The sequence below is a fragment of the Mesorhizobium sp. M1329 genome (genome assembly GCF_040318035.1).
Classification (GTDB): Bacteria; Pseudomonadota; Alphaproteobacteria; order Rhizobiales; family Rhizobiaceae; genus Mesorhizobium.
This window is the reverse complement of the sequence record NZ_JAMYLN010000031.1, coordinates 63,066-77,079: the sequence shown is the minus strand read 5'-3', so window position 1 is coordinate 77,079 and position 14,014 is coordinate 63,066. Positions and strand designations below refer to the sequence as shown.

Genomic DNA, 14,014 nt, shown 5'->3' with positions numbered 1-14,014 from the left:
CGACGCGGCCGGTCACCACCGTGCCGCGGCCCGAGATCGAGAACACGTCCTCGATCGGCATCAGGAACGGCTTGTCGAGCGGACGAACCGGCGTCGGAATGTAGGCATCGACCGCAGCCATCAGTTCGCGGATGGCGTCCTCGCCGATCTTCTTGTCGCTATCTTCAAGCGCAGCAAGCGCCGAGCCCTTGACGATCGGAATGTCGTCGCCGGGGAACTCGTTCTTGGTCAAAAGCTCACGCACCTCGAGCTCGACCAGTTCGAGCAGCTCGGCGTCGTCGACCTGGTCGACCTTGTTCAAGAACACCACGATCGAGGGCACGCCGACCTGGCGGGCCAAAAGGATGTGCTCGCGGGTCTGCGGCATCGGGCCGTCGGCGGCCGACACCACCAGGATCGCGCCGTCCATCTGCGCGGCACCGGTGATCATGTTCTTGACGTAGTCGGCGTGGCCGGGGCAGTCGACATGGGCATAGTGGCGGTTGGCGGTCTCGTATTCGACATGCGCCGTCGAAATGGTGATGCCGCGCGCCTTCTCTTCCGGCGCCGCATCGATCTGGTCGTAGCGCTTGTATTCGCCAAAATACTTGGTGATCGCCGCCGTCAGCGACGTCTTGCCATGGTCGACGTGACCAATCGTGCCAATGTTCACATGAGGCTTAGTGCGCTCGAATTTACCTTTTGCCATAGTCTCTTTCCTTGGACGGCCTGGGGACGGCCTGGACCTTCAGTTCAGTCGAATGCGGGGCGATTAGCGACTAAGGCCGAAAAACACAAGTGCCTTGTCGCCGAGCGCGCCCGCCCGCCCGAACGCTTGTTCCGGTTTCGGAGAATGTGGCGCGGATATAGGAACGAACAAGGGCAAATGGAATGGTTACGGCGGCGGCTGACGGCTTTGACGGATTTACAGCCGGATCTGGCCCATTGCCGCCCTGGCGCGGGTCTGATTTCGTGGGCCGATGCATTTCATCCCGACTGCCATACGAGGCCCGCTGTTCATGGTCGTTTCGACCGGGTCCTACATCGTCAACGACACGATGATGAAGCTCGCAACCGCGGGACTGCCGCCCTATGAGGTGCTGTTCCTGCGCGGCGCTGCGGCAACATTGTGGGGCATTCCGCTGCTGTTCATGCTGGGCTATGGCAAGCAGATTCCGCTGATCCTCGACGCCAAGGTTTTGCGCAGGAACATGCTCGAACTGGGTGCGATCCTTTTGCTACGTGGTGGCGCTCGCCAACATGCAGATCGCCGATTCGACCGCGCTCGGGCAGATCACGCCCTTGCTGATGCTGGTCGGCTCCTCGATGCTGTTTGGCGAACGGATCGGCGGGCTACGCCTGGCGCTGATCGGGCTCGGCTTTGTCGGCGCGGTGATGGTGGCACAACCGACAATGCAGGGGATTTCGGTCTACGCCCTGCTGGCGCTAGGCAATGCAGCCCTGTCCGCGGCGCGCGATCTGGCCGGACGCGAGGTCGCCGCCGACGTGCCGGGAATGGTCGTGGCTATTTCCGCGGTGATTGTGGTGCTCGCGGGCGCCGGCGTTGCGCATCTGGTTTCCGAGCAGTGGGTGGTGCCTGAGACCCGTCACCTGCTGCTGATGGGCGGCGCCGGACTGTTCCTGATCTTCGGCCACTTCTTCATCTTCATGGCCTATCGCGTCGGGCCGACCAGCGTGGTAGCGCCGTTCTACTATTGCTTTACCGTCTGGGCGGTGATTTCGGGCCTGGTGGTTTTCCGGCAGCTCCCGAATGCGCTGGCCATCTGCGGCATCCTGCTGGTAGTGGCCAGCGGGTTGACCATCGTCTCGCTCGACGAGCGCAAGCGCCGGTTGACCGTCGTCGCTTGAAACTGAAATCGGCCTGCACAATAGGAGGAGCGCGTGGCAAGCCCGGACAACGAAAGCAACCAGAATGCAAGCAACCGCACGCTCGCCGGAATGTGCCTGTGCGGCGCCGTTCAGTATGCGGTGGCGGACGCGTTCGTCTATGCCGCGAACTGCCACTGCTCGAACTGCCGGCGCACCACCGGCTCGGCCTTCAAGCCATTGGCCGGCATCGAGCGCGACAGGCTGAGCCTGGCGAGCGGCGAGGACAATCTCATGATCTTCGGCGACGAAACCGGCCATAACGCGCACTGCAAGACCTGCGGCTCGTTGCTCTGTTCGGTGGTCCGCGACGGTGCCTTCGTGCATGTCGCCATGGGAACCCTCGTCGACGAGCCGACTATCCGGCCGACACAGCACATCTTCGTCGGCTCCAAGGCGAAGTGGTTCACGATCACCGACGATCTGCCGCAATACAGAGAACACGCGGTCGCCGGAGATGCCGGCGAGTAGCTGACCGTTAGAAACGCTCAACCAAATTATCGTTTCGTTTTCGCGTCCGCCGCCAAGGAAACTATGCTGTGCTCAGTCACTGAACTCATGTCGCGGAGATTTCTGTGGCATTGCCGCCCGACTGGTTGCCCAATGTTGCGATGAGGCGCGTCATTTGCCACTGGACGGCCGGCTCGCATTCGGCCGGCGATACCGACAGGGATGCGTATCACATACTGGTCGAGGGGAATGGCCGCCTGGTCAGGGGCCGGCCTTCGATCGCGCTCAATTCGGGCCGGGTAAAACCGGGATATGCCGCGCACACGCTCAACTGCAACGGCGGCTCGATCGGGGTTTCGCTCTGCTGCATGGCCGGGGCGGCGGAAAGGCCGTTCGATGCCGGCCGCTATCCGATGACCAGGGCGCAGTGGGACGCGATGACCGGGGTTGTCGCCGAACTCTGCAAGTACTACCGCATCAAGGTCACGCCCCAAACGGTGTTGTCGCATGCCGAAGTCGAGAGCAATCTCGGCATCGAACTACGCGGAAAATGGGATTTCACCCGGCTGCCCTTCGATCCGACGATCAGCGGCGCAAGCGCCTGTGGCGAGCGGCTGCGCCGCGACGTGACGGCAATGGGCGCGATGCCAAATCTGCCGGTGAGGATTGGGCGCGATGCCGCATGGCAGCGACTGCTCGAGGAATTATGGCCGATCATGGTGAGAGGACTGGAAGCCGGCTTCAACACGCTGATCCGCGAAATCCTCAAAAGGATCAGATAAGCGGTCGGCATTCGGGTGAATGCCGACGCAACTGCCGGACGGCTTCTAGAGTGCCCTCTTGCCGCTGAACTGGTGATAGGCCCACAGGACAACCACCGCACCGACCACGGCTACGATCAGGCTATAGATGTTGAGCCCAGTAACGCCCGACGCGCCAAAGGCGCTGAAGATGAGCCCGCCGACGATAGCCCCGACAATCCCGAGGACGATGTCGAGCACAAGGCCTTGCCCGCTTTTATTGACGATCTTGCTGCCAATGAAGCCGGCGATGACGCCGAGAATAATCCAGCTTAATATTGACATTTTTCCTCTCCGTTCCCCGCACCCGATTACTTCCACATTATTAAGCAAAGCTCAAGCCAACTTGAAAATCATGATTACGGAAAGCTCAAACCGGCTTGAAATTCGCCATGAATGCGTCATTGTCGGCGACGGACGGGCAATTTGACATGGAGATCCACAATGGGACTGTTTGACAATGCCGTTCCCGGCGGCAACGTTGCCAAGCCGCTGATGATCGCGCTCGGCGCACTTTTGGTGGGAAAAATGCTGAGTGGTGGAAGTTCCGCCCAGCCGGAGGCGGCGCAGAGCCCTGCCGCCGTCCCGCCTGATACAACCGCATCCGCCGACGGCGGACTGCTCGGCGGTCTGGGCGGCCTGCTCGACAAACTGAAGGACGCCGGCCACGGCAACGTCGCCAATTCGTGGGTCGGCACCGGTCAGAACCAGCCGATCAACCCCAACGATCTGGGCAGTGCTCTCGGCCCGCAGATCATTCAGGAGATCGCGCAAAGGACGGGTCTGAACCAGCAGGAATTGCTCCAGCAATTGTCCGCGGCCTTGCCCGGGCTTGTCGATCAGCTGACGCCGAACGGGCAAGTGCCGCAGCAGAACCAGCTCGCGTCCATATTCAGCAAATTCGCTAGCTGACGCCTTCCGCGCTGCCTGCGGTTCGGGACAACGATAACACAGATTAAGATGCGCGCCCGTTTGGACGCGCAACCTTGAATTAACGGCAAAGCGCTTCGCTTGGCGCTGCCTGTTTCGGGATCGTGCGCGAGGTGCCCGCGGCTGGGGGAAATCTGGAGCGGGTAGCGGGAATCGAACCCGCATATTCAGCTTGGAAGGCTGCTGCTCTACCACTGAGCTATACCCGCGCCCTTTCAGTCAGCATCGGATCCGCTCCGACGCTCGCTCTGCGTTTCAGGGCTTCCGGGCCGGCAGTGGTGGAGAGGGTTGGATTTGAACCAACGTAGGCATAGCCAACGGATTTACAGTCCGTCCCCTTTAACCACTCGGGCACCTCTCCAGTCTGCCGCCGGAGCCATGCAACGAGGCATCGACGCGTCGCGGCTGCCAAAGCAGCCCTTCCGCGAAGCGCCTTATGGCGGCAGCGCCCAAAACTGTCAACCGCAACAGCCCGGCAAAAAGCGCTGAATTTCGCACCTCGCCTGACATGCAGCTTATGCAGCTGTATCCATGGCCGGACGACACGGCTATAGAAGCCGGCCATGAGCAACGATAACAAATCAAAGACCCCGAAAGACACCCACTACGCCAAGCTGCGCCGCGCGCATCGCGACGAGAAGAGCGGCGGCGCGCCGACGTTCAGGCCGCGCCAGCCAGTGCCGCCCGGCGAGAACCCGGCGGATGGGCTGGTGCGGCTCTACGGGCTGCACACGGCGCGGGCAGCACTCGACAATCCGCGCCGCAAGATCAGGAAGATGCTGGTGACGCGCAACGCTGCCGAGCGACTGGCAATCGCCGATCTCGGCGCTTTGCCCTTCAAGGCAGAACTGGTCGAACCCAGGGACATCGACAAGGTCACCGGCTCGGATGCCGTGCACCAGGGCGTGCTCATCGAGGCCGAGCCGCTGAAACCGAAGCGGCTCGATGCGCTTGGCGACGCCAGGCTGGTGCTGGTGCTCGACCAGATCACCGATCCGCACAATGTCGGCGCGATCCTGCGCTCGGCGGTGGCCTTCGGCGCCGGCGCACTGATCACCACGGCGCGCCACAGCCCGCAGGAATCCGGCGTACTGGCGAAGTCGGCCTCCGGCGCGCTCGAACACATCGATCAGATCGAGGTGAAGAACCTCGCCGACGCGCTGGGCCAGTTGCACGAGGCCGGATTCCAGACGATAGGGCTGGACTCGGACGGGCTGGCGGAGCTCGAAACGAGCTTTGCCGGAGAAAAGATCGCGTTGGTGCTTGGCGCCGAGGGCAAAGGCCTGCGCCAGAAAACGCGCGAAACGGTGACGACGCTCGCCCGCCTCGACATGCCCGGCGCCATCCGCTCGCTCAATGTGTCGAATGCCGCGGCGGTGGCGCTTTATGCGGCCCAAAGGTGGTTCGCGCGCGGCAAATAGGACGCAATGCATGTCATTGGATTTTGCCGTTCTCAATCCAGATGGACATATCGATCGATGCGTATCGGTAGGTCCCTCTGCGCATCATGAAATCGTGTCAATTGCAAACCAAAACGCGTTTGAACTCATACTGAAATTCGAAGATTTCTATGAGGACGCGACTCTTCCGATCGAATCCTTAACTTCCTTGACCAAGCAAGTTGAGGCACTTGGGCGAACTGAAGGAATGTCGGAGGAATCCAAAGATTTTCTGAAACATTTTGCCGATCTCATACGCTATGCGGTCGAACGAAGTCGGCCCATCGAAGCTATTGCAGACTAATTCACCTCACTCTCACCCAACCTCGTGGCCAGCCATCCGCTCCAGTGCCCGCACCAGTGCCGAATGATCCTCCTTGGCGCCGCCATTGGCTGCGCAGGAATTGAACAATTGCTGCGTGGACGAGGTGTTGGGCAGCGCAACACCAAGCGCCTTTGCCCCTTCCAGCGCGAGATTGAGATCCTTCTGGTGCAGCTCGATGCGAAAGCCGGGCGCGAAGCTGCGCTTGATCATGCGCTCGCCGTGCACTTCGAGAATGCGCGAGGCGGCCAGCCCACCCATCAGCGCTTGCCTGACCTTGGCCGGATCGGCGCCGGCTTTTGAAGCAAAGACAAGCGCTTCGGCAACGGCCTCGATGGTTAGCGCGACGACGATCTGATTGGCGACCTTGGTGGTCTGGCCGACGCCGTTCGGTCCGACCAAAGTGATGTTCTTGCCCAGCTTCTCGAAGATGGGCCTGGCGCGTTCGAAGGCCTTTTCCTCACCGCCGACCATGATGGTGAGCGACGCTGCCTTGGCGCCGACCTCACCACCCGACACCGGCGCGTCGAGATAGTCGCAGCCGAGATCGTTGATCTTTTTTGCGAATTCCTTGGTCTCGATCGGCGAGATCGAGCTCATGTCGATGACCAGCTTGCCTCTTGTCAGCCCGGACGCGACGCCGTTCTCGCCGAACAGCACATCGGCCACCTGCGGCGTGTCGGGAACCATGGTGATGACGATGTCGGCCGTTTTCGCGACGGCGCTGTGGCCGGTGATGGTCTTCAGACCCCTTTCGACGAGATCGGCCGGCGGTTTCGAGCGGTGGTCGCTGGCGAAGACGGTGTAGCCCGCGTCTAGCAGATGCCCCGCCATCGGCGCGCCCATGATGCCGAGGCCGATGAAGCCGATGGTTTCCATTTTGGTTCTCCGTTTCTTGTTAAGGCGGCGTTCCTGCGCGCGCCCCTCTGGCCTGCCGGCCATCTCCCCCACAAGGAGGGAGATTGGATGTCACCGCCGCTTTCGCCAATTTTCGAGGTCAGGAAAGTTTAAGGGCCGGCGCGGGAACTGCCGATCTCCCCACTCGTGGGGGAGATGGCCGGCAGGCCAGAGGGGGGCGCGCAGGAACGCGACGTGCGATACGTAGCGTCTACGCCGCCGCACTCCCCTGCCCAGCCAGCTCCCGAAACCACCCGAGCCCGGCTTCTGTTCCGCCCTTCGGCTTGTATTCCGCCCCGACCCAGCCGGAATAGCCGATGCGGTCGATGTGGCTGTACAGGAAGGGAAAATTGATCTCGCCCGTCCCCGGCTCATGACGGCCGGGATTGTCCGCAAGCTGGATATGCGCGATGCGGTTGAGGTTTGCCTCAATGGTACGGGCGAGATCCCCCTCCATGATCTGCATGTGATAGATGTCGTATTGCAGGAACAGGTTCTTCGAGCCGACGCGGTCGATCAGCCCCAGGGCCTGATCCGAGTAATTCAGGAAGAAGCCCGGAATGTCGCGGGTGTTGATCGGCTCGATCAGCAGCCGGATGCCGGCCTGCTCCAGCTTTTCGGCCGCGAAAGCCAGATTTTCGGCGAAGACGTCTTCCAGCACGGAGCGATCGACGCCCTGCGGCGCGATGCCGGCGAGGCAATTGACCTGTTCGCAACCCAGCGCGTGCGCATAGGTGACGACCTTGGCAATGCCTTGCCGGAACTCCGGCACGCGGTCCGGCAGGATCGCAATGCCGCGCTCGCCCTTGGCCCAGTCGCCGGCAGGCAGGTTGAACAGGACCTGCGTCAGCCCGTTCTTCTTCAACCTGGCCGCGACGACATCCGGGGCATGGTCATAAGGGCCGATATACTCGACGCCCTTGAAGCCGGCGCGGGCAGCGGCATCGAACCGGTCGAGAAAGTCATGCTCGGGAAAGAGCATCGAAAGATTGGCTGAAAACCGTGGCATGGCAGTAGTTCCTCATAAACGGCTTAATCGAGCATGACGATTGCCGTGGGGGCATCTTCGTGGTGTTCGGCAAGCTCCTCGAATTCCGTGATCTTGTCGATTTCGGTACCCATCGAAACATTGGTGACGCGCTCGAGGATGAATTCAAGCACGACCGGAACTTGGTGCTCGTTCATCAGCCGCTGCGCCTCCTCGAAGGCACCGGCGAATTCCTCCGGCCGGCGCACCCTGACCGCCTTGCAGCCCATCGCCTCGGCAACGGCGACGTGGTCGACGCCGTAGCCCGCCTCAGGCTCGTCTTTCCGGTTGACGTTCTCGAAGGCCAGGCTGACTTCGAAATCCATCGAAAAGCCGCGCTGCGCCTGGCGGATAAGCCCAAGATAGGCGTTGTTCACCACGACATGGATATAGGGCAATTTGTGCTGAGCGCCGGCCGCCAGCTCCTCGATCATGAACTGGAAATCATAGTCGCCGGACAGCGCGACAATGGGGCGGTCCGGATCGGCGGCGCGAACGCCGAGGGCTGCCGGCAACGTCCAGCCGAGCGGCCCGGCCTGGCCACAATTGATCCAGTTGCGCGGCTTATAGACATGCAGGAACTGCGCCCCGGCGATCTGCGACAGGCCGATCGTGGTGACATAGGTGGTGTCGCGGCCGAACGCCTTGTTCATCTCCTCGTAGACGCGCTGCGGCTTCAGCGGCACCTGGTCGAAATGGGTCTTGCGCTTCATTGTCTTCTTGCGCTGCCGGCATTCGCCGGCCCAGCCCGACCAGTCGCGCAATTTTCCGGCCGTCCTCCATTCGGTCGCGACGTCGAGCAGCATTTTAAGTGCTGCACCGGCATCCGAGACGACGCCAAGGTCCGGTGCGAAGACCCGGCCGATCTGCGTCGGCTCGATATCGACGTGGATGAACTTCTTGCCCTTGGTGTAGACGTCGACCGAACCGGTGTGGCGGTTGGCCCAGCGGTTGCCGATGCCGAAAACGAAATCGGCTTTGAGCATCGTCGCATTGCCATAGCGGTGCGAGGTCTGCAGCCCGCACATGCCTGCCATCAGGCGGTGGTCGTCGGGGATCGCGCCCCAGCCCATCAGCGTCGGAATGACAGGCACGCCGGTGACCTCGGCGAACTCGATCAGCAGATCGGACGCATCGGCGTTGATGATACCGCCGCCGGCGACGATGACAGGCTTTTCCGCCGCGTTCAGCATCGTCAACGCCTTCTCGGCCTGGGCGCGCGACAATGCCGGCTTGAACGGCACCAGCGGCTCGTAGGCATCGATGTCGAACTCGATCTCGGCCATTTGCACATCGACCGGCAGATCGATCAGCACCGGCCCCGGCCGCGATGAGCGCATCAGGTGAAACGCCTTCTGCAGCGTCATCGGCACCAGATAGGGTTCCATGACGGTGACCGCCCATTTGGCGACGGGTGCGGCGATCGCCGCAATGTCGACGGCCTGAAAATCCTCCTTGTTGAGACGCGCGCGCGGCGCCTGCCCGGTAATGCAGAGGATGGGAATTGAATCGGCGGCGGCCGAATAGAGGCCGGTGATCATGTCGGTGCCGGCGGGACCCGAAGTGCCGATGCACAGACCGATATTGCCCGATCTGGCGCGGGTAAACCCTTCGGCCATATGCGAGGCCGCCTCGACGTGACGCGCAAGGATGTGGCGGATACTGCCCCTCGCCTTCAGTGCCGAATAGAGCGGGTTGATCGCAGCACCTGGCACGCCGAAGGCACAGGAGATGCCTTCCTTTTCGAGAACGAGAACCGCTGCGTCGACTGCGCGCATCCTGGCCATGCCAGCCTCCACGAGATGTGTTGATGGCTGATAATGCCAGCGCGCCAATGATGTTTCAATTTTTTCAGAATATTTTTTCATTTCTAGAAAACAGCTACTATAATTTGAATTGATTGATTTTTTTGTTTTCCACGAATTCGCTCCGCAAATCGGTGAAAAACTTTTTCATTGCCTGTTGGGGCGAACAGGGCGAAGAATGGCCCGATGGAAACCACCGAAAAACGTCAGCGCGGCCGCCCGCGCGCCTTCAACGGGCCGTCCGAGGCCGCCTCGGTGCAGTCGCTGGACCGGGCGCTGCGCATCCTGGCAATCGTCGCCGATGGCAGCGGCCTGTCGCTGAGCGAGATCGCCGCCAGTTCCGGTCTGCCGGCATCCACCGCCTACCGCATGCTGACGACGCTGGAGAACCATGGCATGGTCGAGTTCGACGGCACCGACCAGCTGTGGTCGATCGGCGTCGAGACCTACCGCATGGGCGCGGCGTTCCTGCGCCGCCGCAAGCTGGTCGACCGCGCCCGAATCGTCATGCAGGAATTGATGGAGAAGACCGGCGAGACGGCCAATCTCGGCGTCGCCGAGGACGATTGCGTCGTCTTCGTCAGCCAGGTCGAGACGCACCAGGCGATCCGCGCCTTCTTCCGGCCGGGCACGCGCAGCTCCTTCCATGCCTCGGGCATCGGCAAGGCAGTGCTGGCGCATCTCGAGCCGGAGCGCGTCGCCACCATCCTGCGCCGGGCCGGGTTGGAGCGCTTCACTGAAAACACGCTGTCCGACATCTCGGCGCTCGCCCGCGACCTGGTGACGATCAAATTGCGCGGCTGGTCGGTCGACGACGAGGAGCGGCATCCGGGCATGCGCTGCGTCGCCGCCGCCATCTTCAACGAATTCGGCGAGCCGATCGGCGGCGTTTCGGTCTCCGGGCCGACGGTGCGGGTCACGCCGGAACGGCTGGCCGAGATCGGCCCGCTGGTGCGCGATGCAGCAGCGGAGGTGACGAGGATGATCGGCGGCCTGCCGACCCCTCCCGGCCTTGGCAGCGAACCGAGCGCATGGCAGCGCTGACCAGCGCCGATGGTGCGACATCTGCCAGGATGGCCAGAGCTAGGCCCCGGGCACCGCGCTCTTGGTCGACAGGTCGTAGAAATCAAGCAGCATCGCCAGCCCAACTCCGCAGGCGGTGAAGATGAGGCCGGCAATGAAGATACGATTGGCGCGCTCATAAACGCGCCGTTGTAGAGACGTTAAGTCGAGCAGCAACCGCAGCGCTCGTATCTGCAGGGCAATGCCGATCAAAATCGGCACGACTGCGGCCAGGTGATAGATTTCCCATGGTATCGGGTTGGCGGCCCAATGCGTGATGAAGCCCAACGAGAACGCCAGCAGGATGCCGACGGTGGTGATTGTGCCGTTGCGGAAAACCGTCTCGATCGGCTGTTCGTTCGGATCGTGCTCGCCCAAGCGCCCTCTCCCTATTTCGGCTTGGCAGTAGATTGCCGTTCGGCCTGTAGATTAGGGTGCTGCGAAACCCCTGTACATCGGCAAGAGCCGAACGGCGGGATAAGGCAGTCTTCGGTGTTGGCGGTTGGCGAAAGCCGTGCGGCAATCCAATCTCCCCCCTTGCGGGGGAGATGTCCGGCAGGACAGAGGGGGGTGGGAAGGATCGCCGGCTTCGATGTTTAGCCACTCCAACTGGAATTGGCGTAGGGCTTGATTGTCATCTATTGACAGGTAGTGCGGGACAGCACCCCCCTCTGCCCTGCCGGGCATCTCCCCCGCAAGGGGGGAGATTGGCAGTTTCATCGACGGCGCCCAATTCGAAAATGATGCGCTATGCCGACGGTGGCGGTCGACCATTCGAATAGGAGCCCAGACACACAGAAAAAGCGGCAGTGGGGTGCCCCTTCTTCCGGTTGCCTGAAACGGTCACCTCCTCTCAAAGCTGGCATAGTGGCTCTCAAAGCTGGCATAGTGGCTCTCAAAGCCGGCAGCGATGGCGATAGCCGTCGTGGCCGACATAGGTGTCCGAGTACGGGTCGTAGCTCTGGTAGCGATTGAGGCAGCGCCGGACGTGCCAGGAGTCGCCGTCTTCCTCGATATAGACAGTGCGCGGCTGGGCCAGCGCGCTGCCGAGCAGGAAGCCGCCGACACCTGCGGCAATGCCGATGCCGAGGTGCTTGTGCTTGTGATGGGCGGCCGACGGCTGAACGGTGCCGACCAGCATGGCGGCGGCGACAGTGGTGGCGACGAGGCCGGAAACGATGGGGCGATTGAACATGACGATCTCCTTGTTGTGGGAGGCGATCCAACCGCCTCTTGACCATCAGTCGTCCCGACAAGGAAAAAGGTTCGAAGATCTTTTTTGATTTTTTCTCGACGGGGGAAATCGCCCGGTCCGGTGCTGTCAGCCGCGCGACCATGAACGGTCGCGCCGTTCGACAGTTCACCGGAACAATCGGCAGGCCTCAGCCCATCCCGGTGATATGGCGAAGCCAGAAGGCGAGCGCGATAAAGCCGATGATGGTGGTGACGCCGGTCCAGTCGATATTGGCGCGCTTCAGATCCTTGATAAGCTTCACCAGGAGAACCCAGGCCACGATGACGAGCGGGAGAATGATGACAAACCTGATCATGCGACAGCCTCGCTGATGCGATTGCACCTTCGATCAATATAGGGAGCGAATTGGCCGTTTTCAGGACGCCCTAGCGGCAGAACCGGCGCGTTCGCCGGGAACCGAAAAACGGAGTTTTGTCTTTACTGGCGCAGCAAATATGCTAACCGGAGCGCCGTGCCCTTGTAGCTCAGCTGGTAGAGCAGCGGTTTTGTAAACCGAAGGTCGGCGGTTCGATCCCGTCCGGGGGCACCAGTACCGGGCTTCTTGAGACCTCTGGGGCGCTTGATATCTGCTCATCCCCGATATCCACAGGCCGGGGCCGTCAGGATCGGTAGCACATCAGCTTCAACACATATATTCCCTGGCGGAAACCATAGTTCCCTAGCGGAAAACCTAGGAGTCTTCGTTGGAGCAGAAACGCACGACCGCCCCCTTCATCAACGGAATGTTTGGTGGCCTTGTCGTCTTCGCCTTCGCGCTTGGTTTCCGTTTCCTGATAAGTCCCGATCCCGATCCAGCATCAAGAGCAACGACAAGCCTTTCCGTACTGGCCTTTGCGATTTGTTTCGGCGCGGCATTCCTTCGCGAGCATCGACGCCAGATTGCCGCCGCCAGAGAATTCTTAAGCCGCCCAAGAACCAATTAGGCTCGCGCGTTCCGTCCCCGTCGGGGAACCACAAACTTTGCCTGAAATTGCCGGCTTAATCTGACACCGGATTGCGCTTTGGCATCTCATACCAGGAGACGCCGAACCTATTCGTGTCTCGCCCTTACAGTGCCAGCATTTCGGCCCTCCCCGGGCCATTTAACAGCATTCGATTCAATTGCTTCTGTGTATATTAGCACTCGCTCAATTAAGCGCGCCGACAATGTCCGTGCGGCGGGCCAAAACCAACGGGTGTTGTCATGCGAAGTGATTTCGCCGCGGCGCGCGAGCTTTTGGAGTGCGCACAAAACCGCCTCTGCGGCGCGGATGAAACGAGCCGACGCGTCAACGAGGCCCTCGACGCGCTGATTGAAGAAATAGCCATCGCGGAATTCCGCAAGGCGCCACTGACGGTCGTGCCGTTTCCGCGGGCGCGGCCGCCCAAGCATGTTCGGTAGAGCGTCGGTCGCCCGCGTTGACGAAGAGCCGGCAACTGGTGTTTCCGCAATCGCCCGTTCGAGCGTCGTTGAACGACCAAGCCTTTGACGATAGAGTTGCCGGGCAGTGGTGCTCGGAAACTCCGGAGCCGTTCCATGTCACGCTGTGGAGATGTCTACGAGAACAAGGTGACTGGCGAATATGCAGTCATCCTGCGTGGCACCGAAGACCGCGGCCAGGGACCTGGCATCGCTCATCTGACCGCCCGGCCGGGAGCCGCCGTGGTGGGCGAGCACTTCCACCCGACCCTGACAGAACGGTTTACCGTCCTGCGTGGCCAACTCGACGCTTGCATCGCAGGGAAGACCTTGTCCCTGGGGCCTGGCCAATCCGCCACGGTCGAAGCAGGCGTCGCACATGATTGGTGGAACAGCAGCAAAACCGAAGAAGCGCATGTGCTGGTCGAAGTCGACCGGGCGCCAGGTGCGGACAATGTCGACCCGAACCGTTTCGAGTTGCTGATCGGCATGCTCTTCGGCCTGGCCAATGCCGGCAAGGTGGACAGAAAAGGCAGACCTTCACCGCTTCAGGCGGCGGTCATTGCCAGGGAATTTGCCGACGTGATCGTCTTCACGCACCCGCCACCTGCGATTCAGCGAGTGGCGCTGGGAATCCTGGCGCCACTCGGCCATCTGCTCGGCTATCGCGCGATCGACCCCGTCTACTGCAAGCCGCACGGGCATGTCACGCCGGCTCCTGAAATCCTCGCTCGAGCAGGCCTAGTAGCCGGGTGATCCGGG

Annotated in this window: 17 protein-coding genes and 3 tRNA genes; 10 read left to right on the top strand and 10 right to left on the bottom strand. The window is 61.6% G+C overall.

All coding sequences use genetic code 11. The annotated features are described in order from the left end of the window. On the bottom strand, positions 1-688 hold a 688-nt coding region (locus tag NKH21_RS25960; protein WP_352868343.1), incomplete at its 3' end, for a GTP-binding protein. 551 nt (positions 689-1,239) lie between these two features. Here NKH21_RS25960 and NKH21_RS25955 point away from each other — a divergent pair. The 3 genes from NKH21_RS25955 (at position 1,240) to NKH21_RS25945 (ending at position 3,098) form a co-directional block, all read left to right on the top strand. After that, positions 1,240-1,848 (top strand): DMT family transporter, encoded by a 609-nt coding sequence (locus NKH21_RS25955; protein ID WP_352868340.1) that lies wholly within the window; start codon positions 1,240-1,242, stop codon positions 1,846-1,848. 90 nt (positions 1,849-1,938) lie between these two features. Continuing rightward, positions 1,939-2,337, top strand: coding sequence for a GFA family protein (locus tag NKH21_RS25950; RefSeq protein ID WP_352868353.1), 399 nt, complete (start codon positions 1,939-1,941; stop codon positions 2,335-2,337). A 104-nt stretch (positions 2,338-2,441) separates the two neighbouring features. Further along, positions 2,442-3,098: a peptidoglycan recognition protein family protein gene (locus NKH21_RS25945; RefSeq protein WP_352668178.1), complete on the top strand. Its 657-nt coding sequence runs from the start codon at positions 2,442-2,444 to the stop codon at positions 3,096-3,098. Positions 3,099-3,143: 45 nt separating this feature from the next. On the opposite strand, the gene NKH21_RS25940 is transcribed toward NKH21_RS25945, so the two are convergent. After that, positions 3,144-3,401: a GlsB/YeaQ/YmgE family stress response membrane protein gene (locus NKH21_RS25940; RefSeq protein ID WP_023717513.1), complete on the bottom strand. Its 258-nt coding sequence runs from the start codon at positions 3,399-3,401 to the stop codon at positions 3,144-3,146. A 159-nt stretch (positions 3,402-3,560) separates the two neighbouring features. Here NKH21_RS25940 and NKH21_RS25935 point away from each other — a divergent pair, with 159 nt between their 5' ends. Continuing rightward, a complete protein-coding gene (locus tag NKH21_RS25935; protein ID WP_352492496.1) occupies positions 3,561-4,028 on the top strand; it encodes a YidB family protein in 468 nt (155 codons plus the stop codon). 153 nt (positions 4,029-4,181) lie between these two features. On the opposite strand, the gene NKH21_RS25930 is transcribed toward NKH21_RS25935, so the two are convergent. Then, a tRNA-Gly gene (locus NKH21_RS25930) sits at positions 4,182-4,255 on the bottom strand. 67 nt (positions 4,256-4,322) lie between these two features. Then, positions 4,323-4,407, bottom strand: a tRNA-Tyr gene (locus tag NKH21_RS25925). A gap of 202 nt (positions 4,408-4,609) precedes the next feature. On the opposite strand from NKH21_RS25925, the gene NKH21_RS25920 reads away from it, so the two are divergent. Together NKH21_RS25920 and NKH21_RS25915 are read left to right on the top strand one after the other, a co-directional pair. Then, positions 4,610-5,467, top strand: a complete 858-nt coding sequence (locus tag NKH21_RS25920; RefSeq protein WP_352868336.1) for a TrmH family RNA methyltransferase — start codon at positions 4,610-4,612, stop codon at positions 5,465-5,467. Between the two features lie 10 nt (positions 5,468-5,477). Continuing rightward, entirely contained in the window at positions 5,478-5,789 is a 312-nt protein-coding gene (locus tag NKH21_RS25915; RefSeq protein WP_352668182.1) for a hypothetical protein, read from the top strand. A 12-nt stretch (positions 5,790-5,801) separates the two neighbouring features. Here the strand turns inward: NKH21_RS25915 and NKH21_RS25910 are convergent, their stop codons facing one another. From NKH21_RS25910 to gcl, 3 genes are all read right to left on the bottom strand, one after another. After that, entirely contained in the window at positions 5,802-6,686 is an 885-nt protein-coding gene (locus tag NKH21_RS25910) for a 2-hydroxy-3-oxopropionate reductase (protein WP_352668184.1), read from the bottom strand. Positions 6,687-6,915: 229 nt separating this feature from the next. Further along, positions 6,916-7,713, bottom strand: coding sequence for a hydroxypyruvate isomerase (gene hyi / locus NKH21_RS25905; RefSeq protein WP_352668187.1), 798 nt, complete (start codon positions 7,711-7,713; stop codon positions 6,916-6,918). 23 nt (positions 7,714-7,736) lie between these two features. Then, on the bottom strand, positions 7,737-9,518 hold the full coding sequence (gene gcl, locus NKH21_RS25900; protein WP_352668189.1) for a glyoxylate carboligase: 1,782 nt from the start codon (positions 9,516-9,518) through the stop codon (positions 7,737-7,739). Positions 9,519-9,722: 204 nt separating this feature from the next. Here gcl and bhcR point away from each other — a divergent pair, with 204 nt between their 5' ends. Further along, positions 9,723-10,580, top strand: a complete 858-nt coding sequence (gene bhcR / locus NKH21_RS25895; RefSeq protein ID WP_352457468.1) for an HTH-type transcriptional regulator BhcR — start codon at positions 9,723-9,725, stop codon at positions 10,578-10,580. Positions 10,581-10,619: 39 nt separating this feature from the next. On the opposite strand, the gene NKH21_RS25890 is transcribed toward bhcR, so the two are convergent. The 3 genes from NKH21_RS25890 to NKH21_RS25880 all read right to left on the bottom strand — a co-directional run bounded on the left by NKH21_RS25890 (position 10,620) and on the right by NKH21_RS25880 (position 12,148). Further along, positions 10,620-10,976, bottom strand: coding sequence for a hypothetical protein (locus NKH21_RS25890; protein ID WP_352668192.1), 357 nt, complete (start codon positions 10,974-10,976; stop codon positions 10,620-10,622). Between the two features lie 517 nt (positions 10,977-11,493). Beyond that, a complete protein-coding gene (locus NKH21_RS25885) occupies positions 11,494-11,793 on the bottom strand; it encodes a BA14K family protein (RefSeq protein WP_352668195.1) in 300 nt (99 codons plus the stop codon). Between the two features lie 187 nt (positions 11,794-11,980). Beyond that, the gene (locus tag NKH21_RS25880) at positions 11,981-12,148 is read right to left on the bottom strand and encodes a hypothetical protein (protein ID WP_352668197.1); all 168 of its coding nucleotides are present in this window, start codon (positions 12,146-12,148) and stop codon (positions 11,981-11,983) included. Positions 12,149-12,306: 158 nt separating this feature from the next. On the opposite strand from NKH21_RS25880, the gene NKH21_RS25875 reads away from it, so the two are divergent. The 3 genes from NKH21_RS25875 (at position 12,307) to NKH21_RS25865 (ending at position 14,008) form a co-directional block, all read left to right on the top strand. Further along, positions 12,307-12,382 (top strand) — tRNA-Thr (locus NKH21_RS25875). Between the two features lie 154 nt (positions 12,383-12,536). Further along, positions 12,537-12,776 carry a hypothetical protein gene (locus tag NKH21_RS25870; RefSeq protein ID WP_352668199.1) on the top strand — a complete coding sequence of 80 codons (240 nt, stop codon included), beginning with the start codon at positions 12,537-12,539 and terminating at the stop codon, positions 12,774-12,776. Between the two features lie 593 nt (positions 12,777-13,369). After that, positions 13,370-14,008 (top strand): cupin domain-containing protein, encoded by a 639-nt coding sequence (locus tag NKH21_RS25865; protein ID WP_352668200.1) that lies wholly within the window; start codon positions 13,370-13,372, stop codon positions 14,006-14,008. Positions 14,009-14,014 lie beyond the last annotated feature (6 nt).